This window comes from Actinoplanes sp. NPDC051494 (assembly GCF_044454705.1).
GTDB lineage: Bacteria > Actinomycetota > Actinomycetes > Mycobacteriales > Micromonosporaceae > Actinoplanes.
In genome coordinates this window covers 416,065-437,924 of record NZ_JBITDZ010000004.1, presented here as the reverse complement: position 1 = coordinate 437,924, position 21,860 = coordinate 416,065, and the positions used below count along the sequence as shown (strand labels likewise).

At 71.9% G+C, this 21,860-nt stretch carries 22 protein-coding genes and 1 pseudogene; 11 read left to right on the top strand and 12 right to left on the bottom strand.

Annotated elements, in window-relative coordinates:
* The first annotated feature begins 27 nt into the window (after window positions 1-27).
* Window positions 28-1,308: an Nramp family divalent metal transporter gene (locus tag ACIA6A_RS18660; RefSeq protein ID WP_396098919.1), complete on the top strand. Its 1,281-nt coding sequence runs from the start codon at window positions 28-30 to the stop codon at window positions 1,306-1,308.
* On the opposite strand, the gene ACIA6A_RS18655 is transcribed toward ACIA6A_RS18660, so the two are convergent.
* Entirely contained in the window at window positions 1,262-1,732 is a 471-nt protein-coding gene (locus ACIA6A_RS18655) for a DUF4260 domain-containing protein (protein WP_396098918.1), read from the bottom strand. The two genes, ACIA6A_RS18660 and ACIA6A_RS18655, sit on opposite strands and share 47 nt — an antisense overlap.
* On the bottom strand, window positions 1,725-2,588 hold the full coding sequence (locus ACIA6A_RS18650; protein ID WP_396098917.1) for an alpha/beta fold hydrolase: 864 nt from the start codon (window positions 2,586-2,588) through the stop codon (window positions 1,725-1,727). Before ACIA6A_RS18650 ends, ACIA6A_RS18655 begins: the two co-directional genes overlap by 8 nt.
* Before the next feature lie 129 nt (window positions 2,589-2,717).
* Here ACIA6A_RS18650 and ACIA6A_RS18645 point away from each other — a divergent pair, with 129 nt between their 5' ends.
* Window positions 2,718-3,356, top strand: coding sequence for a TetR/AcrR family transcriptional regulator (locus tag ACIA6A_RS18645; RefSeq protein WP_396098916.1), 639 nt, complete (start codon window positions 2,718-2,720; stop codon window positions 3,354-3,356).
* An 85-nt stretch (window positions 3,357-3,441) separates the two neighbouring features.
* Window positions 3,442-5,295, top strand: a complete 1,854-nt coding sequence (locus tag ACIA6A_RS18640; RefSeq protein ID WP_396098915.1) for a cellulase family glycosylhydrolase — start codon at window positions 3,442-3,444, stop codon at window positions 5,293-5,295.
* Here ACIA6A_RS18640 and ACIA6A_RS18635 read toward each other — a convergent pair.
* Window positions 5,289-8,144, bottom strand: coding sequence for a BTAD domain-containing putative transcriptional regulator (locus tag ACIA6A_RS18635; protein ID WP_396098914.1), 2,856 nt, complete (start codon window positions 8,142-8,144; stop codon window positions 5,289-5,291). The two genes, ACIA6A_RS18640 and ACIA6A_RS18635, sit on opposite strands and share 7 nt — an antisense overlap.
* A 28-nt stretch (window positions 8,145-8,172) precedes the next feature.
* A complete protein-coding gene (locus ACIA6A_RS18630; protein WP_396098913.1) occupies window positions 8,173-8,646 on the bottom strand; it encodes a MarR family winged helix-turn-helix transcriptional regulator in 474 nt (157 codons plus the stop codon).
* A 100-nt stretch (window positions 8,647-8,746) separates the two neighbouring features.
* On the opposite strand from ACIA6A_RS18630, the gene ACIA6A_RS18625 reads away from it, so the two are divergent.
* From ACIA6A_RS18625 to ACIA6A_RS18615, 3 genes are read left to right on the top strand one after another with little or no spacing between them, the layout of a single operon-like run.
* The gene (locus tag ACIA6A_RS18625; RefSeq protein ID WP_396098912.1) at window positions 8,747-9,652 is read left to right on the top strand and encodes an NADP-dependent oxidoreductase; all 906 of its coding nucleotides are present in this window, start codon (window positions 8,747-8,749) and stop codon (window positions 9,650-9,652) included.
* A 43-nt stretch (window positions 9,653-9,695) separates the two neighbouring features.
* Window positions 9,696-10,562, top strand: a complete 867-nt coding sequence (locus ACIA6A_RS18620; protein WP_396098911.1) for a rhamnogalacturonan acetylesterase — start codon at window positions 9,696-9,698, stop codon at window positions 10,560-10,562.
* The gene (locus ACIA6A_RS18615) at window positions 10,520-10,756 is read left to right on the top strand and encodes a hypothetical protein (RefSeq protein ID WP_396099009.1); all 237 of its coding nucleotides are present in this window, start codon (window positions 10,520-10,522) and stop codon (window positions 10,754-10,756) included. The genes ACIA6A_RS18620 and ACIA6A_RS18615 overlap by 43 nt, the downstream gene beginning before the upstream one ends.
* Here ACIA6A_RS18615 and ACIA6A_RS18610 read toward each other — a convergent pair.
* The 3 genes from ACIA6A_RS18610 to ACIA6A_RS18600 are packed head-to-tail and all read right to left on the bottom strand — an operon-like array spanning window position 10,753 to window position 13,520.
* Window positions 10,753-11,688, bottom strand: coding sequence for an SDR family oxidoreductase (locus ACIA6A_RS18610; RefSeq protein ID WP_396098910.1), 936 nt, complete (start codon window positions 11,686-11,688; stop codon window positions 10,753-10,755). The genes ACIA6A_RS18615 and ACIA6A_RS18610 overlap by 4 nt on opposite strands.
* Before the next feature lie 16 nt (window positions 11,689-11,704).
* Window positions 11,705-12,547, bottom strand: coding sequence for a helix-turn-helix transcriptional regulator (locus tag ACIA6A_RS18605; RefSeq protein WP_396098909.1), 843 nt, complete (start codon window positions 12,545-12,547; stop codon window positions 11,705-11,707).
* A gap of 19 nt (window positions 12,548-12,566) precedes the next feature.
* Complete coding sequence (locus ACIA6A_RS18600; protein ID WP_396098908.1) at window positions 12,567-13,520, bottom strand: LysR family transcriptional regulator; 954 nt, start codon at window positions 13,518-13,520, stop codon at window positions 12,567-12,569.
* A 77-nt stretch (window positions 13,521-13,597) separates the two neighbouring features.
* Here ACIA6A_RS18600 and ACIA6A_RS18595 point away from each other — a divergent pair, with 77 nt between their 5' ends.
* Entirely contained in the window at window positions 13,598-14,380 is a 783-nt protein-coding gene (locus tag ACIA6A_RS18595; RefSeq protein WP_396098907.1) for an NAD(P)-dependent oxidoreductase, read from the top strand.
* Between the two features lies 1 nt (window position 14,381).
* Here ACIA6A_RS18595 and ACIA6A_RS18590 read toward each other — a convergent pair whose 3' ends face one another.
* The 3 genes and pseudogenes from ACIA6A_RS18590 to ACIA6A_RS18580 all read right to left on the bottom strand — a co-directional run.
* Window positions 14,382-16,058: a CocE/NonD family hydrolase gene (locus tag ACIA6A_RS18590; RefSeq protein WP_396099008.1), complete on the bottom strand. Its 1,677-nt coding sequence runs from the start codon at window positions 16,056-16,058 to the stop codon at window positions 14,382-14,384.
* Window positions 16,055-16,195: a hypothetical protein gene (locus tag ACIA6A_RS18585; RefSeq protein WP_396099015.1), complete on the bottom strand. Its 141-nt coding sequence runs from the start codon at window positions 16,193-16,195 to the stop codon at window positions 16,055-16,057. Before ACIA6A_RS18585 ends, ACIA6A_RS18590 begins: the two co-directional genes overlap by 4 nt.
* 55 nt (window positions 16,196-16,250) lie before the next feature.
* Window positions 16,251-16,454: pseudogene (locus tag ACIA6A_RS18580) on the bottom strand (MarR family transcriptional regulator); the annotation flags it as partial.
* 69 nt (window positions 16,455-16,523) lie between these two features.
* Here ACIA6A_RS18580 and ACIA6A_RS18575 point away from each other — a divergent pair.
* On the top strand, window positions 16,524-16,970 hold the full coding sequence (locus tag ACIA6A_RS18575; RefSeq protein WP_396098906.1) for a hypothetical protein: 447 nt from the start codon (window positions 16,524-16,526) through the stop codon (window positions 16,968-16,970).
* Between the two features lie 370 nt (window positions 16,971-17,340).
* Here the strand turns inward: ACIA6A_RS18575 and ACIA6A_RS18570 are convergent, their stop codons facing one another.
* The gene (locus ACIA6A_RS18570) at window positions 17,341-17,544 is read right to left on the bottom strand and encodes a cold-shock protein (protein WP_203840614.1); all 204 of its coding nucleotides are present in this window, start codon (window positions 17,542-17,544) and stop codon (window positions 17,341-17,343) included.
* 494 nt (window positions 17,545-18,038) lie between these two features.
* Here ACIA6A_RS18570 and ACIA6A_RS18565 point away from each other — a divergent pair, with 494 nt between their 5' ends.
* The 3 genes from ACIA6A_RS18565 (at window position 18,039) to ACIA6A_RS18555 (ending at window position 21,139) form a co-directional block, all read left to right on the top strand.
* Window positions 18,039-19,145, top strand: coding sequence for an RCC1 domain-containing protein (locus ACIA6A_RS18565; RefSeq protein WP_396099007.1), 1,107 nt, complete (start codon window positions 18,039-18,041; stop codon window positions 19,143-19,145).
* A gap of 90 nt (window positions 19,146-19,235) precedes the next feature.
* Complete coding sequence (locus tag ACIA6A_RS18560) at window positions 19,236-19,862, top strand: DUF6518 family protein (protein WP_396098905.1); 627 nt, start codon at window positions 19,236-19,238, stop codon at window positions 19,860-19,862.
* A gap of 41 nt (window positions 19,863-19,903) precedes the next feature.
* A complete protein-coding gene (locus ACIA6A_RS18555) occupies window positions 19,904-21,139 on the top strand; it encodes an FAD-dependent monooxygenase (RefSeq protein ID WP_396098904.1) in 1,236 nt (411 codons plus the stop codon).
* 268 nt (window positions 21,140-21,407) lie between these two features.
* Here ACIA6A_RS18555 and ACIA6A_RS18550 read toward each other — a convergent pair whose 3' ends face one another.
* Window positions 21,408-21,752: a peptidase inhibitor family I36 protein gene (locus ACIA6A_RS18550; RefSeq protein ID WP_396098903.1), complete on the bottom strand. Its 345-nt coding sequence runs from the start codon at window positions 21,750-21,752 to the stop codon at window positions 21,408-21,410.
* Window positions 21,753-21,860: the final 108 nt, after the last annotated feature.

Sequence of the window (21,860 nt, the reverse complement as noted above, 5' to 3'; positions counted from 1 at the left end):
CATCGCCCGCCCGAGGAGGACAACTACGTGACCCGGACATCACCAACGCCGCTGATCACGGGACCCCTCCCCGGGCGGCTCACCCCGGGGGCGAAGAACCTTCGTATCGCGACGGCGCTGGGACCGGCGTTCGTCGCGGCGATCGCCTATCTCGACCCCGGCAACTTCGCCACCAACTTCGCCGCCGGTTCCAGTACGGGCTACCGGCTCGTGTGGGTGGTGGTGCTCGCGAACGTCGTCGCCATGCCCATCCAGTACCTCGCGGCCAAGCTCGGCATCGTGACCGGCCAGAGCCTGCCCCAGTTGTGCCGCGCCACGATGGGCCGTCGTAGCCGATGGGTCATGTGGGGGCAGGCCGAGATCGTCGCCATGGCCACCGACCTGGCCGAGTTCGTCGGCGCCGCCATCGGCCTCAATCTGCTTTTCGGCATGCCACTGCCGCTCGCCGCGGTCGTCACCGCCGTGCTGGCATTCGTGATCCTGGCTTTCCAGCGGCGCGGGCACCGGCCTTTCGAACTGGCCGTCGGTGCGATGCTCGCCCTCATCTGCGCCGGATTCGTGTACACCACCCTGCGGATCCCGCCGTCCGCCACCGGCGTGCTGGGCGGCCTGGTCCCGAACTTCGCCGGTGACGACACCCTGCTGCTCGCGGTCGGCATCATCGGCGCCACCGTCATGCCGCACGCCATCTATCTGCACTCCGGGCTGACGAGCAACCGGGTCGGCGTGGCCGGCGATACCTGCCGCAAGAGGATGCTGCACTTCGCCCGGATCGACATCGGCATCGCGATGGGCATCGCGGGACTCGTCAACCTCAGCATGCTGGCCATCGCCGCCAAGATCTTCTATGCCGGTCCCGGCACCCCCGCGATCGGGCTCGACGAGGTCCACCACCGGTTCGCCGAGACCATCGGCGGCAGCGTCGCACTCGCCTTCGCGGCCGCGCTGCTGGCCTCGGGCATCTCCTCGTCCAGCGTCGGCACCGCGGCCGGTCAGATCATCATGGACGGTTTCCTGAACTTGCGCATCGCGACCTGGCTGCGCCGCGCCATCACCATGACCCCGGCCGTCGTGCTGCTCATGTCGGGCCTCGACCCCACCAAGGCGCTGGTACTGAGCCAGGTGACCCTGTCGTTCGGAATCCCGTTCGCCCTCGGGGCCCTGCTGTGGCTGACCAGCCGCCGAGACCTCATGGGTGACCACGTGAACACCAGGACCATGACCGCCGGCATGGCGGCCGTGGTCGCGGTGCTCAGCGGTCTCAACCTCGTGCTGCTGGCCCAGCAGTTGCTCGCGTGGTTCTCCTGACCCCGTCGTGCTGGTCGTGGATCGAGTCACCCGCTCTGTCGGGGCCGTGGACGCCGAGGTGGGTCAGGGCGAAGCTGTGGTCGTACTTGAGGCCGTACCTCAGGACGCGATCGAGCCCGATGTGGAACAGGCCGACGACGCCGGCGACGATCAGGGCGTCGCGGTCCCAGTGGTATCCGGCGAGCAGCAGGGCCAGGGGCAGCGGCGCGGAGTGCATGAGGTTGTAGAACCAGGCGCCGGCTTTCGGGCCCGCCAGGTAGGCGAGCCAGGACAGGTCCGGGACGAGGAACAGCGCGGGGATCAGCCACCAGGGCTCCCCGGTGGTGGCGAAGACGGCCAGGGCGGCCACCGCGACGGCGAACGCCTCGACCCGCAGCCAGATCGCGGGCCGGCCGGTGACCACGCCGGGGGAGGGCTCAGACATCGGCGTGCGCCCGCAGGAACGAGAGGATCAGCGTCGCGGTCCGGTCGGGATACTGGTCGTGCGGGTAGTGCCCGGCGCCGTCGATCATGGCGAGTTCGCCGATGCCCGCCGGCAGCGCGGCGACGATCGCCTCGCCCTCGGCCCGCGGGTCGGTCCAGTCCGGGTCAAGCGAACCCTCGATGATCAGGGCCGGGCAGCGGACGCCGGTCAGCTGTGCTCCCGCGTCGGCCGGTGAGGTCTTGAGCATGGCCTGCAGCGCCTTCATCCGGCCGGGCTCGCGCAGCTCCGCCGCGATGCCGGCCTGCCGGCCGGCCCAGTCGGCGGGCTTGGCGCCCGGGTAGGCGTGGTCGAGGTAGCCGAGCCACTGCGACACGCTGCCCATCATGGTGCCCGCCATCCGGTACGCGCCCCGGCGGTAGGACCGGGACCGGAAGTCGCCCAGTCGCATCGCCTGTGCGCGGGTGAACGGCGCGATCTCGACGATGCCGGTGAGCAGGCCGGGTTCCCGGGCGGCCGCGATGGTGGCGGCGCCACCGGAGATGGAGTGGCCGACCAGGGTGGCCGGGCCGCCGAGGTGACGGATCAGCGCGAGCAGGTCACCGGCGATGTCGCTACGGGTGTACGACGGCCACGCCGCGGTCGACTCGCCGCAGCCGCGCAGGTCGGCCGCGGCGACCCGGTATCCGGCGGCGATCAGGCGCGGTGCCACGAACCGGTATGCCGCCCGGCTGTGCCCCATGCCGTGGGCCAGCACGACCAGCGGTCCCTCGCCGGCCACCTCGTAGGCGAGCCGCCCGCCGTCGACGGTCAGGTATGACGTGCCGGTGGCCACGTCGGGGGGCGTGTGCTGGCTCATGGTCTGCTCCTCGGAGGCGGCGTTATAGAGTGATCTCAAGTACAAGAACAAACCAAAGTCTAATGTTGGACTCCGGTACAACGACGGTAAGTACAGCACACGTGACGTCGTCAGGGAAGAGAGCATGCGGTGACTGCCCACACCCCGGGTCCCGGTGACCCCGGATCGCCATCGCCGGACCGCCGCGCCCGTCAGCGGGAACGACGCCGGGCCGAGCTCTACGACGTGGCCATCGGGCTGTTCGTGGAGAAGACGTACGAGGGCACGACGATGGAGGACATCGCCGATCGCGCCGACGTCGCCCGGGCCACGGTGTTCAACCACTTCCCGCGCAAGGCCGCCTTCCTGCAGGAATGGGCCACCCGCCGGCGCGAGAAAGCGGTCCGGGCCGCCTACGAGGGCGGGCCGGAGTCGTCGGCACGGGACGTCCTCGTGCGCTACTTCACCGCGATGGGGGAGCTCAGCGACGCGTCCCGGCCCGAGAGCGTCGCGGTGATCATCGCGTCGATGACCCTGACCGACGTCTGGCGGCGGTCACCGCTGGCCGTCGAGTTCGCCGGCATCGTCGCCCTGGCCCAGCAGCGGGGCGAGATCGATCCGGCCGTCAACGCGGCCCGCGTCGGGCTGCTCCTGTCGTCGTCGTACTACGTCATCCTCACCGCGTGGGCCGGCGAGGAGCCGGCCCCGTTCGACCTCACCGAGGAGATGGCCGGCACGGTCGACCTCATCCTGAACGGTGTCCTGCCCCGCGCGGATCCGGCCGGCTGAGCCGTCCGCCGGAAATGTACGGCGGCTGTACGCCCGGTCCTTACCCTCCTGTTGTCACCATCCGGCAGCAGGGAAGGCACCACAGGTGAGAGTACGTATGATCCTGGCCGGTCTGGCCGCGGCGGTCGTCACGGTGAGCGGGGCTGTCGCAGCCTCGCCCGCCGTCGCGGCGAGCACGGTCACGACCATCGAGGACACCGCGCAGGGTACGGGGGCCGGGCAGGTCGAGTTCTCCGCTGGTTGGGGCGCTTGCTCGGGCAACTGCGCCAAAGCCTCGGACAACAGCTTCACATGGACCTCGACCGCAGGCTCGACGGCCACGGTCCGGTTCACCGGCACGCAGATCACGCTGTACGGCCTGAAGGAACCGTGGGCGAACATCGCGACCGCGAAGATCGACACCGGCGCGGCGAAGGACGTGGACTTCTACGCCGCCACCGCGACCACGGAGACCGTCGACGTCTACACGTCGCCGGTGCTCACACAGGGTACGCACACGCTGGTGCTCACGATGACCAGCCGGCGCAACCCGGCGTCGGCCGGCGGCTCGTCGATCACGTTCGACAGCGCCGCCGTCACGGCCGAGGACGTCCCGGTCGTGACAGCCGACACCGTCATCGAGGACACCGCGGTGGGCACGGGCACCGGCCAGGTCACGTTCTCCAGCGGTTGGAGCGCCTGCTCCGGCAACTGTGGCGTGGCCTCGGACAACAGCTTCAAGTGGACCTCGACCGCCGGCTCCACCGCCACCGTGCGGTTCACCGGCACCCGGATCACGCTGTTCGGGCAGAAGGAGCCGTGGTCGATGATCGCGACCGCGAGGATCGACAGCGCCGCGGCGACCGACGTGGACTACTACGCCGCCACCGCGACGACCGAGACGGTCGCGGTCTACACGTCGCCGGTGCTCACGCAGGGTACGCACACGCTGGTGCTCACCATGACCAGCCGGCGCAACCCGGCGTCGACCGGTGGCGCGTCGATCACGTTCGACAGCGCGCTGGTGACCGGTACCGGCGGCACCACGCCGCCGCCGGCCACGAGTGCGCACCGCTCCGGCCTGCCCTGGTCGGACGGCGGCTGGTTCAATCACGATCCCGCCGCGGCCCGGGGCTTCGCCTCCTGGCGTGGTCGCCCGGTCGACAACGTCGTGGCGTTCACGGACCGTACGTCGTGGCCGCTCCAGCTGAACACCTGGTGGGCGAACAGCGTGCCGGCCGGAACCGACCAGTACGCGTTCAACGCGGCGACCGACGACTTCATCCTGTCGGTGCCGCTGTGGACGGACGACGGCGACAAGGGCACGAACGACCAGTGGAAGCAGCTGGCCCGGTCGATCGCGGCGGTCGACCCGAACGGCTACGTCCGCCTGGGCTGGGAGATGAACTGCTGCTTCTCGCACGCCCGCGACGCGACCACGTGGAAGAACCAGTACGTCCGCGCGGTCGACCTGATCCGCGAGGCCGCTCCCGGGTTGAAGATCGTGTTCAACCCGAACGAGGGCACCAGCGACAACGACACCGTCGCCGACCCTCGTACGCTGTTCGTGGCCGGCAAGGCCGACGTGATCGCCATCGACTCCTACGACTGGTGGGAGCCGTTCTCCACCGACGCGAGCGCCAAGGATCACTTCACCAAGACCTACGGCTGGGACTTCTGGTACGACTTCGCCCAGTCCAAGGGTCTGCCGTTCGCCCTCGGCGAGTTCGGTGTCGTCTCCAGCAACATCGCGGAGCACCACTCCGGCGGCGACAACCCGAGGTACATGACGTACGTCTACGACTGGCTGAAGGCGAAGAACGCCGCCAAGCCCGGCTCCATCGCGTTCGTGTCGTACTTCAACGACCGGGAGGTCTGGATGTCGCACCTGTACCCGGCGGACACGAACCCGTCCGCGGCCGCCCGTTACCGGCAGATCATCACCGGTCTGGCTCAGTGACGAGCTTCCGCCAGTAGCGCCTGGGTCAGTTCGACGGCGTCGGTGAGACCCATCTCGCGATAGCCGTCCATGGCGGCGGTGAGCAACGGCACCGCCGCCGTGGGCCGGCCCTCGAGCAGTTCGATCCGCCCGGCGATCCGCCGGGCGGACGCGACGCCCCACCGGTGCCCGATCCGGGTGGCCCGGGCGAGGCAGCGCGTGGCGAGGGCCCGGGCGTGCTCGACGGAGTCCAGTTCCAGATACACGGTGGCCAGCACGATCTCGGCTACCGTGAGCTGCATCGGGTCGTGCAGCTCGGTGTAGGCGACGACCGCCGCCCGCGCGTGCCGGGCCGCGACCGCGGGCAGCTGCCGGCGCCGGTAGCCGTCGGCGAGGAACGTGTGGGCCTCGGCGCCGCCCCACGCGTCGCCGGTGGCCTCGAAGATCTCCAGGGCCCGGCTCAGCGCGGCGGACTCCTCCTCGGGCGAGGAGCTGATCGGCTGCCGGAACGCCAGGTGGACGTAACCGGGCGCGGGCGTGCCGTCGAGCATCGGCAGCAGCGCGGTGGCCCGGCCGTAGGCGGCGATCGCCTCCTCCCGCCGGCCGAGCTGCTGTGCGGCGACGGACCAGCCCAGCGCGGCCCCGGCCATGCCGGCGGCGTCGTTCACCGTGCGGTACAGCTCGTACGCCCGGCGCAGATGCGGTAGCGCCGTCCGGTTGTCGTCGCGGAACCGGTGCAGACTGCCCACGCTCAGCGCCAGCAGCGCGCCGGTGCCGTTCGGCAGGGCGGCATCCGCGGGGAGCACGTCGTGCGTGGCGGCCCAGTCGTCGACCCGCCCGCGCAGCACGCAGAAGTTGACGGTGGCGGTCGCGAGCCGCGCGGCGAGCTCGACCCGCCCGGCCGCGACCAACGGCGCCACGAGCGTACGGATGCTGTCGAGCTCGGTCTCGAACCACTCCACCGGCGCCGCCCCGGCCCCGGGCTCGGGTGACACCGGTGCGGGAAGTGTCATCGGCCGGCCCGGCAGGCGCAGGTTCGCCGTGAGCGCGGCCGCCAGGAACGCCTCTCCCGCGGCGGCGAGCAACTCCCCGGCAGGCGGCCCGGGCTGTTCGGCGGCGGACAGCCGCACCAGGTCGTGCAGGGCGTAACGCTCGGCGCCGGTGCGGGTGAGCACCTGCGCGTCGCACAGCTGCTCGGCCAGCGAGTAGGCCACCGGCTCCGGTATCCCCAGCAGGGCGGCGGGCAGCCACGGGGCGAACGTCCGGACCGGCAGCACACTCGCCGTCCGCAGCAGGGCGAGCGCCGGGGGATCGAGCCGGCGGTAGCTGAGCGCGAGGCTGGACCGGATGTCGAGGTCGCCGACGGTGAGCCGGTCGAGTCGCTGGCGTTCGTCGCGGAGTCGGGCCGCGAGGTGCCCCAGCGCCGGGCCCGGCTGCGACGCCGCCCGGATGCCGACCGCCCGGATCCCGACCGCCCGGATCCCGACCGCCCGGATGCCGACCGCCCGGATCCCCAGTGGCAGGCCGCCGCACAGCTCGGCGATGGCGGCCGCGGCCTCGGGCTCGGCGGCCACCGCGCCGCCCCCGGCGATCCGGTCGAGCAGGGCGACCCCCGCCGCGGTGGACAGTGGCCGCAGCTCGATCAGGTGCGCCCCGGGCACGGTCAGCAGCGCCCGGCTCGTCACCAGCAGCGCGCTGCCCGGCCCCGGCATCAACCGCCGCACCTGATCGGCCTCGGTGGCGTTGTCCGCGACGATCAGCACCCGGCGACCGGCCAGCAGCGACCGGAGCTGGTCGGCGCGCTCCTGCCCGGTACGGGGCTGTGCCTCGTCGGGTATGCCGAGCGCGCGCAGGAAACGGCCCAGCACCGGCCCCAGGGGTGTCGCGGTGCCGTCCGGCTGCCGCAGATCGGCATAGAGGCAACCGTCGGGGAACAGCTCGGCGACCTCGTGCCCGGCGCGCGTCGCCAGGGTGCTCTTGCCGGCGCCGGCCATCCCGCTGATCACCGCTGTCACACCGGCGCCCGGCACCGGCACCGGCCGTCGCAGCAACGTCGTCAGGTGGTCGATCTCGTCCTCGCGCCCCACGAAGTCGGCCACCGTCGGGGGCAGCTGGAACGGCGGTGCGGGACGGTTGCCGTCACCCGCCCCCGCGGTCAGCAGACGGCTGTCGCGGCGCAGCACGGCCTGGTGGATCGCGGACAGCTCGGGGCCGGGGTCGATGCCCAGCTCCGCGGCGAGCGCCGAGCGCGCCTGCTGGTACGCCTGGAGCGCTCCGGCCGGGTCCCCGCCCTGGTAGATCGCCAGCATGAGCAGGCTGCGGAGGCGTTCCCGCAGCGGGTTGCCGTCCACGGTGTCGCGCAGCAGCCGCTGGGCCGTGGCCGGGTCGCCGTCGCGCATGAGCAGTTCACTGTGCAGCTCGACGGCGGCGAGGTAGTCGTCCTGCGCGGCGGCGGCCCGTGCCTGCAGCACCGGCCCGACCGTCTCGCCCATGAACGGCTGCCCCCGCCACAGCTCGAGCGCGGCCCGCAGGCTCTCCCGCGCCTGGGCCGGCCGGTGGTCGGCGTCCGCGCGCCCGGCGGCGACCAGCGCGGTGAACTCGGCCAGGTCGAGCTCGCCGGGCCCGACCTCGAACCGGTAACCCCCGCCGCCGGAGCTGATCCGCCCGGGGAACTCCTGGCGCAGCCGGGAGAGGTAGGTGCGGATGTTGGCCACCGCGGAGACCGGCGGGTGCCGTGGCCAGAGCTCGTCGACGAACGCGTCGAGCGACACCGGACGGTTGCCACCGGTCAGCAGCAGCAGGGCGACGACCCGGGGCTTGGCGGCGAGGACCGCGGGGAGCTCGATCGGTCCCAGCACCCGGAACAGCACGCCGCAATCCTAGCCAGGGGCTTCGTCCTCAGTGGGCGCGCGGGTCGAGGGAGCGCGCGATCCGGGCGGTGATCCCGCCGAGTTGCTGGGCCTGCTCGGCGGTCAGCCGGCCGAACAGGTGCTCCTGGAGCGTCGCGTGGTAGCCCGGCGACGCCTCGGCGTACTTGCGCGTCCCCGCCTCGGTGAGCGAGGCGATGGTGTAGCGGGCGTCCGCGGGGTCGGTCCCGCGGACGAGCCAGCCCTGCTTCTCCAGCCGCGCGGCGATGCGCGACAGGTGCGACGGGGTGAGCCGGGAGAGCTCGGCGAGCGAGCTCATGGTGTGCGCGCGGTCCCGGTGCTGGGTCAGGCACCACAGGATCAGGAACTCGGGGTGGCTCAGCCCCTGCTGCTTGAGCCGGGTCTCCAGGGCCGCGGGCAGCCACAGCAGCACCGCCAGCATCGACTCCCACGTCTGGGCCTGGTCCGGTGCCAGCTCCGCTCCCGGCTGCTCGTCCGCTCCCACAGCCGAGACGCTAGCACGTGATCCGCGAGACGCTTGCCGCGGAAAGTAATTTACCGTAAGTTACTTTCCGCAGGAAGTAATTCGCCACCGAGGAGTTCCCATGCGTGCTGCCCGCTACCACGACTACGGCTCGGCCGACGTGCTCGCCGTCGAGGACGTCCCGGAGCCCCATGCCGGGCCCGGCGAGATCCGCATCAAGGTAACCGCAGCCAGCGTCAACCCGGTCGACTGGAAACTGCGCTCCGGTGCCGGCCGGGCCGCGTTCCCGGTCGCGTTCCCGGCCATCCCCGGTCGCGACGCCGCCGGAGTGGTGGACGAGGTCGGACCGGACGTCACCGGCGTCACTGTGGGTGATCGCGTTTTCGGGCTGGGCGGCCTCTTCGGCGCTTCGGCGGAGTACGCCACGCTGACCGCCTGGGCGCCGGTGCCGGACCCGTGGACCCTGGAACAGGCCGCCGGGGCCGGGCTCGCCGTCGCCACCGCGGGCCGGGGGCTCGACGCGCTCGGCGACCTCTCCGGCCGTACCCTGCTGATCGAGGCCGCCGCGGGTGGGGTCGGCAGTGCCGCCGTGGCCATGGCGGTGGCCCGTGGCGCGGTGGTCATCGGCACCGCGAGCGAGGGCAAGCACGCGTTCCTGCGCGGCCTCGGCGCGGTGCCCACGACGTACGGTGAAGGACTGGCCGGGCGGGTCCGCGAGCTCGCGCCCGGCGGGGTGGATCTGGCGCTCGACGCGGCCGCCTCCGGTTCGCTCGCCGACCTCGTCGCCATCACCGGCAGCGCGGACCGCGTGGTGACCGTCGCCGACGCGGCCCGCGCGGCCGAGCTGGGCGTGCGGCACTACTACGCGGAGAACGACTCCACAGTGCTCGCCGAGGGTGCCGCGCTGGGTGCTCGTGGCGGCTACGCGCCGTACCTCGCCGCGACGTACCCGCTGGACCGGATCGCCGAGGCGCACCGGGAGGCCGAGCTCGGCCACACCCAGGGGAAAATCGTCGTCACCCTGTGACAACGAGGCTTGTCAGATCGACGAACGTTGATTTAATGGGTCCATGGGAATCAGGCGGAGAACGGTGCTGGGCGGTGCGGCCGGCGGTGCGCTCGCCGGTCTGGGCTGGGCGTCGGGGGCCGGCGCGTCAGGGGCCGGCGCGTCAGGGGCCGGCGCGACCGGCCGGCGCCGCACGGTGTTCGTGACCGGCGACTCCACCGCCGCGACGTACGCGACCGCCGACGTCCCCCGGGCCGGCTGGGGACAGGCGCTGCCGGTGTTCCTGCGCCCGGGCGTCGCCGTGCACAACGCGGCGCTGTCCGGCGCGAGTTCCAAGAGCTTCGCCGACCTGGGCCGCCTCGACCTCGTCCTGGACCTGGTCCGGCCGGGGGACACCCTGCTCGTGTCCTTCGGCCACAACGACGAGAAGGCCGAGGACCCGGCCCGGTACACCGAACCGTGGACGACGTTCCAGCAGTACCTGCTGCGCTATCTCGACGGTGCCCGGGCCCGGCACGCCCACCCGGTGCTGGTCACGCCGGTCGAGCGGCGGCGCTTCACGGCCGACGGCGTCGCGTACCTGTCGCACGGTGAGTATCCGGACGCCATGCGCGCCCTCGCGGCCCGGACCCACACCCCGCTGATCGATCTCACGGCGTTGTCGTTCGACCTGTGGAGCCGGCTGGGCCCCGAGCCGACCAAGGAATACTTCCTGTGGCTCGACCCGGGCGAGGCGCCGAACTACCCGGCCGGCGCCACCGACAACACGCACTTCCAGGCCCACGGCGCGATCGAGGTGGCGCGGCTGGTCGCGGCACACGGCCGGACCCTGCCCGGCCGCGACCACGCCGCGATCCACCATCCCGACATCCCGGACGACGTCCTGGTCTGGCCACCGACCAGGCCGGCCGAACCCCCGGCCGGCCTCTGAGATCGCTTCCGGCAGTCCGCAGCCTCGCCGCCCTGCGCGAGCTGCCCCTCGGGGTCAAAGCGGCCGGCTCCAACCCCCGCAAGAGCGGCAAGACCGGGGCCGGCGAACGCGATGTGCCGATCACGTTCGGCGGCTGCACGTTCCGGCCCGGTGCCCATGTCCACAGCGACGACGACGGCGTGGTCGGTCTCTAAACCGGGAAGGTCGCACCCACCAGCCGCTCGGAGACCTCCCAGATCCGCCGGGCGTCGGCCATGTCGCGCAGCGGGGGCCACAGCTCGCGCCGGGCGGGCGCGCCGCCGACCTCACCGAGCCCTTTCGGGCCGTACATCTCGTCGCCGCGCGCGTCCGGGCCGGTCGCGGCGAGCAGTGCCGGCAGCGCCGCGGAGCGCACCGTGCCGGTCAGGCCCACACGGGACAGGACGCGGATCATGCGGACGCCGGCGGTGTCCTTGCGGCGTCCCAGCCCGGGCTGCGCGGCGAGCAGGTTGGTGGGGGACACGCCGGGATGGGCGAGGTTGCTGGTGATGCCCCAGCCGGCCGCCGTACTGCGGGCATCGAGCTCGCGGGCGAACAACCCGACGGCGATCTTGGAGTGCCGGTAGGCCCGCATGGCGTCGTAGTCGCGGTCCTGGTTGATGTTCTCCCAGTCGATCGTCCCGCTGCGGGCGGCGACGCTGGTCTGGTGGGTCACCCGGGCCCGGCCCTCCCGCAGCAGGGGCAGCAGCCCCATGGTGAGGGCGAAGTGGCCGAGATGGTTGGTGCCGAACTGGAGTTCGAACCCGTCCCGGGTCACCTGGTGGCTGGGCGGGGACATCACGCCGGCGTTGTTGATCAGCAGGTTGACCGGGCGGCCGTCGGCGGTGAGCCGGTCGGTGAGGGCGGTCACCGACGCCAGCGAGGACAGGTCGAGCTCCGGGGTGCCGATCGTGGCGTTCGGGTGCAGGCCGCGGATGCGGTCGGCGGCCGCGGCGCCCTTGGCGGCGTCCCGCACCGGCATGATCACCTCGGCACCGGCCGCGGCCAGGCGGGTGGCGATGACAAAACCGATCCCGTCGCTCGCGCCGGTCACGACGGCGAGCTTTCCGGACAGATCGGGGACGACGACATCGATGGTACGGGGCATGGGGTGCTCTCCTTGGTCAGCGCAGGGGCTGCGTGCCGATGACGGCCAGCAGCTGCAATTTCTCGTAGCTCTCGGTGCCCGGGGTGGCGGTGTAGACGTGCAGGTAGTGCGACTGACCCGGGTCGATGAGCGTCTGGCAGTTCAGTTCGAGCCGGCCGAGATCGGGGTGCACGAACGTCTTGCCGTCGCCGGGACGCAGGCCGACCTCGTGCTGCTCCCACAGCGCCCGGAACTCCTCGCTGTGGGCGAGCAGCAGGTCGGCGAGCTGAGCCGCTCGCGAGCCGGGCCCGCGCAGGGTCGCGGTCTCCCGGGCACCGGAGGCGAACATCCGGGACAGGAAACGGTGCTCCTCAGCCGCGTACCGTTGTCGGGTCCCCGGATCGGTGAACCAGCGGTAGACGATGCTGCGGGCGGGGCCGGTGTAACGGGTCGTGTCGCCGGTGAGCGCGACGCCGAGGGTGTTCTGCCGCAGCGTCTCGCCGAGCTCGCTGACGATCTCGGCGGGGGTGTCGTCGAGCCGGTCGAGCACCCGCAGCAGCCCGGGGCCGATGTGGTCGCTGATGCCGCCGCGCGGCGGAGGCCGGTGCCCGGCGAGCCGGAACAGGTGGTCCCGCTCGTCGAGGGAGAGGTGCAGTCCCTGGGCGATCGACGCGATCATCTGCTCGGACGGGTGGGGTCCACGCTCGCGTTCGAGCCGCGAGTAGTAGTCGGTGGACATGTGGCAGAGAGCGGCCGTCTCCTCCCGCCGGAGCCCGCTGGTGCGCCGGCGCGGCCCGCGCCGCAACCCGACGTCCTCGGGCTGCAGCAACTCCCGCCGGTGCCGCAGGAACGCGGCCAGCCCGGCCCGATCAATCGTCATACGCTGCCCTTTCTCTGTGCTACTCCCTTCCTACCGTCCCGGGCGCCGGGGTATCCACGGCCTGTTGATCCCCCCATCCGGCGGTGACGATCCGGGCGGCACCCGTCGTCAGCAGCGTCAGCATGTGGCGGACGGCCGGTGTCGGTTCGCGGGAGGTGGCCGCGAAGACCTGACGGGTGGCGATGTCGTCCGGATGCAGCCGCAGCAGCACCAGGTCGGCCGGGGTGGCCCGGATCGCGAGCGCCGGCACCATCGCGACACCGAGACCCGCGGCGACGCAGCCGAGCTTGCCGGTCCACTCGGCCGCCACGATGTCGATCCGCGGGCGGAAACCGCTGTGCAGCGTGGCTCGCAACAGCGTCTCCCCGGGGGTCCGCGAGCCGGCGATGAACGACTCGTCGGCGAGCTCGGCGAGGCGGATGCTCCCGCGCCCGGCCAGCCGGTGCCCCAGCGGCACCGCGACCAGGAGGTGTTCGTCGAGCAGGTGGTGCAGGCCGAAGCGGGCGCTGTCGAGCGGACGGTCGGGCGCCGCGCTGACCACGGCCAGATCGGCGTCACCGCGGGCCAGCCGGTCGAGCAGCGCCGGGGTCAGTCCTTCGAGCAGGGACAGGTCCACCTTCGGGTACGCGGTCCGAAAAGCGGCCAGCGCCCGGGGCACGAGCGCGGCGACCGCCGTGGGGAAGGCGCCCACGCGCAGCCGCCCGCCGCCGAGGTCCCGCAGCGCGTCCAGGTCGTGCTGGGCGGTGTCGAGCCGGTCGAGGACGGCCTCGGCGTGCGGGAGCAGGGACCGCCCCTGGTCGGTGAGCTCCACCCCGCGTCCCCGGCGGTCGAAGAGGGCGGCGCCGAGCTCCTTCTCCAGGGTGGCGATCTGGCGCGAGACCGCCGACTGGGTGTAGCCGAGGGCCTGCGCCGCCGAGGTGAAGGACCGGCGCCGCGCCACCGTCACGAATACTTCGAGTCCCTGGATCTGCATCGAATCATGCTAGGGACGCATATCGGCAATGCCAAACATTCGTGGTACGCATGCTCAAACGCGTCTAGCGTCGAGGCATGACATCGATCGCTGTCCTGGGAACCGGGCGCATGGGCACTGCTCTCGCCACCCGACTGCTCGCCACCGGCCACCGGGTGACCGTGTGGAACCGCACGCCCGCGAGGACCCGGGCCGCTGCCGCGGCCGGTGCGTCCGTCGCGTCGTCGCTCGCGGACGTGGACGCCGGGGTGGTCATCACGATGCTGACCGACGCGGCCGCGGTCCACGACGTGCTGGCCGGGCTGCGACCGCGGCCCGGCACCGTCCTGGTGGAGATGTCCACCATCGGCCCGGACGCGGTGCGGGCGCTCGAACCGCCCGCCGGCGTGACGATCGTGGACGCGCCGGTGGTGGGCAGCGTGGCCGCCGCGGCGACCGGAGCCCTGACGCTGCTCACCGGCGGTGACGTCGCCCGGGTCCGGCCGGTGCTGGAGGCGCTGGGCACCGTCCACGAGTGCGGCCCCCTGGGCAGCGGGGCGGCGTTGAAACTCGTCGCGAACACCGCCCTGGTCACCGGCATCGCGGCCCTGGCGGACACGGTCGCGGTCGCCCGGGCGCTCGGCGTGGACGACGGCGCCGCGCTGACGTTGCTGGCCAACGGGCCGCTGGCCGGTGCCGCCCGCCGGGCCGGCGCGGCCGGCGCGGACTTCCCGATCGCCCTGGCCGCCAAGGACCTCGACCTCGTCCGGCGGATCGCATCCCCGCCCATGGTCGACGCCGCGGCCGCCGTGCTGCGCGCGAGCGCGGACCCCACCGCCGACCTCGGCACCGTCGTGCCGGGAGCCCTCGCCCGGCGCTGAGTCAGGCCGTCCAGATCGGCAGGCCGATCCGGGACGCGTGTGCGCCGTCGTGGGAGATCTCCTGAGTGGCGCGGTGCAGCGTGGCCGCCCGGGCGGCGGGTTCGCCGGAGCCGGGGTTGCGGGCGTACCGGGGGTGGGCGCCGGAGCTGACCTGCACGCTGATCCGGTGCCCGGCGGCGAACTCGTGGAACGTGGGCCACAGCGTGACGTCGACGTCGCGGAAGCCGTCCTCGTCGGCCTCCCGCTCGTCCGCGATGCCGCCCACGCGCCGGACGCCGTCGCACACGGTCATCGAGCGGCCGTCCGGGTGCACGTCGCAGATCCGGACGAAGACGTCCGCGCCGGGCTGCGACGACCGGAACCGGATCCGGGCCGTCGGCTCACCGGCGATGGTCACCGGCTCGGAGAGTTCGTCACCCCGGAACACGACGACATCGGTACGGCGTTCGTGCGCGGCGTTGTCGACCGGCCCCGAATCCCGTTGCAGGCTGGGCCCGCCGACAGCCGGAGTGGGATCCTCCGGGTCGTACACATAGCTGGTCGTCCCGCCGTCCGGCGTGCTCGGGCGCAGCTCACCGGAGCGGTGCAGGTGCCAGGTCCGGCCGGTGGTGCCGGGCGGCGGCCAGGCCGGCAGGTCGTGCCACTGCCCGGCGCCGGTGCGGTAGGCGCGGACCGGCGCGACCCGGGCCGACGGTGTCTTCAGGAAGTGTTCCTTGAGGAAAGCCGTGGTCTCGCGCAGCGCGGGTGCCTTCATGCCGGGGGAGACGTGCCCCCAGGGCCCGAGCGTGAGCCGGGGTGGGTTGCCGGCGGCGGCGAGCGTGGCGTACGTGCGCAGTTGCCAGGGCAGGAAGATGTCGTACCAGCCGCTGATCATGAGGACCGGGGCGGTGACGGCGGGCACCGTGGCGGTGTGCGACTGCCGGGTCCAGTAGTCGTCGGTCAGGCGTTCGTGGGCGACCCAGTCCTGGTACCAGTGCACCGGGCCGCCGGTCGCGACCGTGTCCCCGGCGGACAGCGGCAGCGCCGCGAACGCCGCCGTCAGCTTGGGGTCGGGGCGCAGCATCCCGAGGCCGAGGCGCAGCAGGTCCCCGCGGATCATGCGGTCCATCAGCTGTGTCCAGCCGAGCGCGTTGCGCAGTGAGAACGCGCCGTTGTCCCAGGTGATGGCGCCGAAGTCGGGCATCGTGACGAGCAGGCAGAGCGCGTCCGGGGCGATCTGCGGCTCCCGGCCCTGCAACTCGCCCGCGACCGCCCACTGGGTGAAGCCCATGTAGCTGGGGCCGAACGTGACGACGGCACCGGTGCACCAGGGCTGCTCGCGGACCCAGCGGTGGGTGGCGATGCCGTCCCGTTGCTCGTCGACCTGCGGGGTGAAGACACCCCCGGAACCCCAGGTGCCGCGACAGCTCTGGAACAGCACCGGGAAACCCTCCCGGGCCAGCGCGGAGGCGAAGTCGGCCACGCCGCCGCGGCGCCCGTACGGTCCGCGGATGACGATCGTGGGCAGTCCCCGCTCGCTCTCGCCCACCGGGGTGATCAGATCGGCGAGCAGCTCGACCCCGTCGTCCATGGGCACCCGCAGGTCCCGCTGGACGGCCAGGTCGAACGGCCCGGCCGGGACACCGGCGAAGGTGCGGGTCTGCCGCCATCGGGCGAAGCGCTGACGCAGGGTGCTCATGGGGCTTCCTCGTGGTGCTGGAGGGCGTCCCGCAGTCGGCCGAGTGCGGGCAGGGCGGCGGCCAGCGCGGCCCGGGCCGCGGTGAGCGCGGCCTGGTCGGCGGCGCCGAGCCCGGCCACCGCGGTGGTGACGAGCACCCCGGCGGTCCGGTCGAAACGCGCGAACAGATCGAGCGCGTACGATGTGCCGCCGGTCGCCGGGCGCGGACCGGCGCACGACGAGCCCCTTGCCTTCCATGGCGGAGAGCAGGTTGCTGACGGTGGGCCGGCTCAGGCCCAGCCGCCCGGCCAGCTCGCCGGACGACACGGCGGTGCCGGCCGGTAGCGCGCGGATGACCTCGGCCTGCGCGTCCGGGAGCTCCGGGAGGTCCTCGGCGACCCGGACCGCATTGCGCAACTAAATCCTGTCAAGCCCCTCCCGGCCCCGGCCGGCCCGTCGCGGGTCCGGTTGAGGCACAATCCGATCATGACCCCCGCCGAAGCACTCGATCTCGTCGAGCGGTTGCTGACCGCCGCCCAGCACCCCGACGTCAGCCGCGTCTACCGCTACGACGGCGCCACGTCCGGGGTCGCGCTCACCTACCGCAGCGACGCGAAGGCCTTCTTCTCACCGATGCCCGGCAAGGTCGGCGTCCAGCCCGCCGACCTGCCCGAGGACCTGGGCCGCTGGACGTTCCGCGGCAACTACGCGCTGAAGATGCTCGTCGACCTGCTCGAAGCGGTCCGGCCCGCGGCGGTCACCGGATGGCGCACGGTGGCCATCGACAAGATCGCCATGAAGCCGGCCGGCATCGAACTCAGCGGCCCCGGCGGCACAGTTGTGCTGCGCGTCACCTCGGGCGGCCCGATGGGCCTGGACTCCGACCCCGCCGACTTCGAGAACTGGCGCCTGCCCGAGGGCATCACCGTGTGAGGCACGCCGGCGGGCGCGTCACGAGCGGGCCGAGGGCCTCACCCTGCAGCAGGCTCAGCGGGACCTTCGTGACCTGGTCGCCGCCGGCCTGCTCGTGCCGGTCGGGCGCCGTTCAGCCTCACCCCGTCCTACCCCGGCGTCTGGCGATGAGGTGCCAGTAGGCGAAGCCGGTGAGGCGGAGCAGCTGGGCGGCGACGATCGCGAGAAGAGTTTTCACGCAGTGAAGAACGACCAGCGGCCCGCTGTGTTCGCGGACGTGACGCGCGCCTCCCGGTCAGAGGTACGTGGTCCACCGATCGTGGAGATCGGGGGGAAACGCCGAACGGCGGCCCACTGCGCGAGCAGTGGACCGCCGTTCGTACTGCAAAAATCAGAGCGGACGGATGTTCTCCGCCTGCGGGCCCTTCTGGCCCTGCGTGATGTCGAACTCCACCTTCTGGTTCTCGTCGAGGCTGCGGTAGCCGCTCGTCGAGATCGCGGAGAAGTGGGCGAAGACGTCAGCGCCGCCGTCGTCCGGGCTGATGAAGCCGAAACCCTTGTCGGCGTTGAACCACTTCACGGTGCCTGTAGTCATGTCTGCTCCTTCGCAGGCTGGGGAGACCACACTGTATGGACTCCTACGCCGCTGCGTTGATGACCCGCGTCGGAACCGACACGAAAAACGAAAAGCGCCCGATCAGGTTGAGTTACCCCATCAGGCGCCAAAAACGTCTACGGAAATCAAAACTGCAACGGGGGAACCCTAGCACAGAATACGCGATGCACATCCGGCACCCGAGCGGCACGCCTGAGACAGGCGCCCACGAATTTTTTGCGGCCCGCCGACGGCCCGGTAGCCGGCCCGGCGACGAGGTCTCCACGGCGGCTCTGTTCCCGGTTCTGTCCTCGGGGTGGTGGCCGTGACCGTCGACTGACCTACGGAGAGTGACTGTTTTTATCGAAAATAACGGCAATGATCGAGATTCTTGAATGCGTGGGAGCGCTCCCGTAACGTGTGCGTAACCTTATGCAGCGAGGAGTCACGTGGTGGTCACTGGAAGACGAACGCTCGTCGCCGCCGTTCTGCTGATGATCGGGATGGCGGTGTTCGGACTCGGCGCCACCGCCGCGTCCGCGAACGCCGCCCCGGCGAATCCCACGGTGGCCGCCGGGTACGCGCACACATGTGCGATCCGCACCGACGCCTCCCTGTGGTGCTGGGGGAGCAACGCCAGCGGCCAGATCGGTGACGGTACCGCCACGAACCGGACCGTTCCGGTACGCGTCGGCACCGCCACGACCTGGGCGAGTCTCGACGCCGGCACCAGCTACACCTGCGGGATCCGCACCGACGCGACGTTGTGGTGCTGGGGCAGCAACACCCGGGGTCAGCTCGGCGACGGCAGCACCGTGAAGCGCACCGTCCCGACGCAGGTGAGCGCCGGGACGTCATGGTCCTCGGTGAGCGCCGGGGACAGTCACACGTGCGGTGTCCGTACCGATGGATCGTTGTGGTGCTGGGGTTTCAACCGCCTGGGCCAGCTGGGTGACGGCGCCGTCGTCTACACCGCGACCACCCCGCTGCGGGTGGGCACGGCGTCCACCTGGGCGAGCGTCACCACCGGCTTCGCGCACACCTGCGCGACCCGCACCGACGGCACCCTGTGGTGCTGGGGGGACAGCTCGGCCGGGCAGCTCGGCCTGGGCATCCTGAGCTACCAGACCACCCCGGCGCAGGTCGGCACCGCGACCACCTGGGCCGGTGTGACGGCCGGATACGCCTCCGCCTGCGCCACCCGCACCGACGGGACGCTGTGGTGCTGGGGCGACAACGGATACGGGCAGCTCGGCACCCCCGGCCCGTACCAGGCCGCGCCGGTGCAGGTGGGCAGCGTCGCCACCTGGACGGCGGTCCGCGCGGGCTTCGACACGGTGTGCGCCGCCCGCACCGACGGCTCGCTGTGGTGCTGGGGCAACAACGCGACCGGCCAGGTCGGCGACGGCAGCACGACCCACCGGTCCGCCCCGGTCCGGGTCGGCACCGCCACCACGTGGACCGGCAACGCCGCGACCGGCTACCACAACTGCGCCTTCCGTACGGACGGCAGCCTCTGGTGCTGGGGCGGCAACGCGAACGCGCAGCTGGGTGACGGCACCACCACCCAGCGGACGGCCCCGCAGCAGGTGGTGCTGTAACCGGTACGTCTTTCGGTCGATGCGGGCCGGCCGTGGGGTCGGCCCGCAGCTCGATCACATCGCCGCCGGTTGTTCCTAGGATCGGCGACCATGGAACACGAACGTCGCGTCGCCGTGGTCGCCCCGGTCGCCGGCCTGCTGCTCGGAGTCCTCGACTTCGTCTGGATCAAGTACCTCCCGTTCCCCCTGGCCGGGCTGGGCAACTCGATCGCGGTGTGGGCGGTCGCCGCGTTCCTGTTCACCCTCGGCAACCGGTGGAGCATGCCGCTCGCTGTCTGCGGGGCGATCGTCATGCTGGTCGTGGCCGTGCCCGCCTACTACGCGGCCGCGGCCCTGATCCAGCGCGACGACTGGGCGAACCTGTGGGCGGTGCCGTCCCTGCTGTGGATGGGTCTGGGTGTCGTGGCGGGCGCCTTCTTCGGCGCCGGGGGAGTGCTCGCGCGTACCCCTGGACGGCTGCGGCTGCCGGCCCTCGCCCTGCCGGCGGCCGTCCTCCTCGCCGAGTTGATCATCGAGCTGCGCCGCCTCGGCGACGCCGGCTACGACCGGCACGACACCGTCGGGTACGCGGCGGTGCTGGCGATCCTCGCCGTGGCGGTCACCGTGCTGGTCGGGCGCACCTGGCGGGACCGGGCGCTCGCGCTGGTCTGCGCGGTCCCGCTGTCGGTGGTGGGACATCTGCTCCTGGTGTCCACCGCGTTCCGAGGAGATGGCTAGCCTAACTAGCTAATTGTTTACCTAGTCGCTAGTTTATCTAGATGACTAAGAAACCGACCGTGCTGGTGACCGGAGGAAGCATCGCCGGACCGGCACAGGCCTGGGCGTTGCACCGGGCCGGGTTCGAGGTGACCCTGCTGGAGCGGGCGCCGCGGATGCGCGAAGCAGGACAGAACATCGACATCCGTGAGGCCGGCCACGATGTGCTCCGGGCCATGGGGCTGCACGAGCGGGTCGCCGCGGCCTCGACCGGGGAAGCCGGCACCCGCTACTACGATCACCTCGGGCAGCCGTACGCGGAGCTGCCGGTCCGGGCCGGCAAGGACGGGGCCACCGCCGAGCTGGAGATCCTGCGCGGCAAGCTGTCCGAGCTGATCCTGGGGCTGACCGAGGGCCGGGCCGCGCACCGCTACGGCAACCACGTCACGAGCCTCGATCAAGATCCCGATGGGGTACGCGTGGAGCTCGCCGACGGCACGGATGAGCGCTACGACCTCGTGGTCGTCGCGGAGGGACGCAACTCCGCCACCCGCCGGCTGGTGTTCGGCGACGACATCGGGCTGCGCACCCGGGGCCTGTACATCGCCTACGGCACGATCGCGCGCACCGAGGACGACGACGACTGGTGGCGCTGGCTCACCGCGACCGACGGCCGGATGGTCGCCGTACGCCCGGACAACGTCGGCACCATCCGGGCCCAGCTGGGCTTCCTCGCCCCCGACCTGGGCCTCGACCGGCTGGACCACGCGACGCAGATGCGGATCCTGCGCACCCGCTTCGCCGGGGCCGGTTGGCTCACCGACCGCATCCTCGACGGCTTCACCGCCGCACCCGCGGAGTTCTACCTGGAGCGCACCGACCGGGTGATGCTGCCCGCCTACTCCCGCGGCCGGGTGATCGTCGTCGGCGACGCCGCCTGGGCGGGCGGCCCGACCGGCATGGGCACCACGCTCGCCCTGGTGTCCGCCTACGTCCTCGCCGGCGAACTGCACCGCGCAGGTCACGACCACGAACGGGCCTTCGCCGGGTACGAGAAGGTCATGCGGCCGTACGCGGAGAAGGTGCAGTCGTTCGGACCGGGCTACACCAGCGCGCTGCTGCCCCGCACCACCCGGGGACTGCGCCGGCTGCGGGCGGTGCATCGCCTGTTCACCCGGCCCGCCCTGCGCGACATCCTCGAGCGCAACCTGCTGTCCCGCGCCGGCAAGGACTTCGTGCTGCCCCGCTACCCCATGTACGACACAGTGCAACCTCTTGCGGGTGCCGAACTCTCATAGGGGTACGTCGATTGTTCACACGACCCGGCTGCCGATGTCCGGCCGGTCGATCGGGACGACACCGCAGAGCCGGTCCCGGATCCGCTCGGCGAGCGTGGTGGCGGCCCGTTCGTCGAGGGGCGCACCGGGCCGGGAGGCTGCCAGGCGGCCTGGCCCAGCAGGGCGAGACCGAGGACGTACAGCAGGTCGACGAGCGAGCCGGGCTGATAGTGCCCTCTGGTGACCAGAGTGAGGTAACCGGTGTCGTCGACGAAGCCCAGACCGACCCCTACGCGCAGGCGCTGGAGATCTTGTTGTCCATCCCCCGGTCCGCCAGGTTGGCGATCTTGCTGTTGGCCGGCATGGTGATCCGCTTGCCGCCCATGATGCTGTCCACGGTGAGGATCGCCGGGTAGGACGTCTTGTTGATCACGGATGAGGTGTGGTCGTCCACCAGGTTGCCGTTGTCGTAGCGATCTTCTGCGAGGAGTGCATCGCACGGCCTTCCGTTGTCGGCGGGCACCATGACGCGTTTGAATCCACCGCTGAAGTTCGCCTTTTCGAACAGGCACAACTGACCCGTACGGCACTGACTCTCGCTGGCCTGTGCGCCGGTCGGCATCAGCAGGGACATGGGAAGTGCCAGCAGGAGAGCCGACAGCGCCTTCCTGCCTCGGTTCCTGGTAATCATGCGCATGACCTTCCAGTTCTGGTACGTGGGAGAACGACCAGACCATGGCAC

Bases quoted from the DNA above. Each gene is read 5' to 3' on its own strand.
- ACIA6A_RS18655 (WP_396098918.1), bottom strand. From the start codon at position 1,732: ATGTCTGAGCCCTCCCCCGGCGTGGTCACCGGCCGGCCCGCGATCTGG.
- ACIA6A_RS18575 (WP_396098906.1), top strand. From the start codon at position 16,524: ATGACCCCCGCCGAAGCACTCGATCTCGTCGAGCGGTTGCTGACCGCC.
- ACIA6A_RS18620 (WP_396098911.1), top strand. From the start codon at position 9,696: ATGGGAATCAGGCGGAGAACGGTGCTGGGCGGTGCGGCCGGCGGTGCG.
- ACIA6A_RS18610 (WP_396098910.1), bottom strand. From the start codon at position 11,688: ATGCCCCGTACCATCGATGTCGTCGTCCCCGATCTGTCCGGAAAGCTC.
- ACIA6A_RS18560 (WP_396098905.1), top strand. From the start codon at position 19,236: ATGGAACACGAACGTCGCGTCGCCGTGGTCGCCCCGGTCGCCGGCCTG.
- ACIA6A_RS18625 (WP_396098912.1), top strand. From the start codon at position 8,747: ATGCGTGCTGCCCGCTACCACGACTACGGCTCGGCCGACGTGCTCGCC.
- ACIA6A_RS18590 (WP_396099008.1), bottom strand. From the start codon at position 16,058: ATGAGCACCCTGCGTCAGCGCTTCGCCCGATGGCGGCAGACCCGCACC.
- ACIA6A_RS18595 (WP_396098907.1), top strand. From the start codon at position 13,598: ATGACATCGATCGCTGTCCTGGGAACCGGGCGCATGGGCACTGCTCTC.
- ACIA6A_RS18555 (WP_396098904.1), top strand. From the start codon at position 19,904: ATGACTAAGAAACCGACCGTGCTGGTGACCGGAGGAAGCATCGCCGGA.
- ACIA6A_RS18605 (WP_396098909.1), bottom strand. From the start codon at position 12,547: ATGACGATTGATCGGGCCGGGCTGGCCGCGTTCCTGCGGCACCGGCGG.
- ACIA6A_RS18550 (WP_396098903.1), bottom strand. From the start codon at position 21,752: ATGTCCCTGCTGATGCCGACCGGCGCACAGGCCAGCGAGAGTCAGTGC.
- ACIA6A_RS18570 (WP_203840614.1), bottom strand. From the start codon at position 17,544: ATGACTACAGGCACCGTGAAGTGGTTCAACGCCGACAAGGGTTTCGGC.
- ACIA6A_RS18600 (WP_396098908.1), bottom strand. From the start codon at position 13,520: ATGCAGATCCAGGGACTCGAAGTATTCGTGACGGTGGCGCGGCGCCGG.
- ACIA6A_RS18650 (WP_396098917.1), bottom strand. From the start codon at position 2,588: ATGAGCCAGCACACGCCCCCCGACGTGGCCACCGGCACGTCATACCTG.
- ACIA6A_RS18565 (WP_396099007.1), top strand. From the start codon at position 18,039: ATGATCGGGATGGCGGTGTTCGGACTCGGCGCCACCGCCGCGTCCGCG.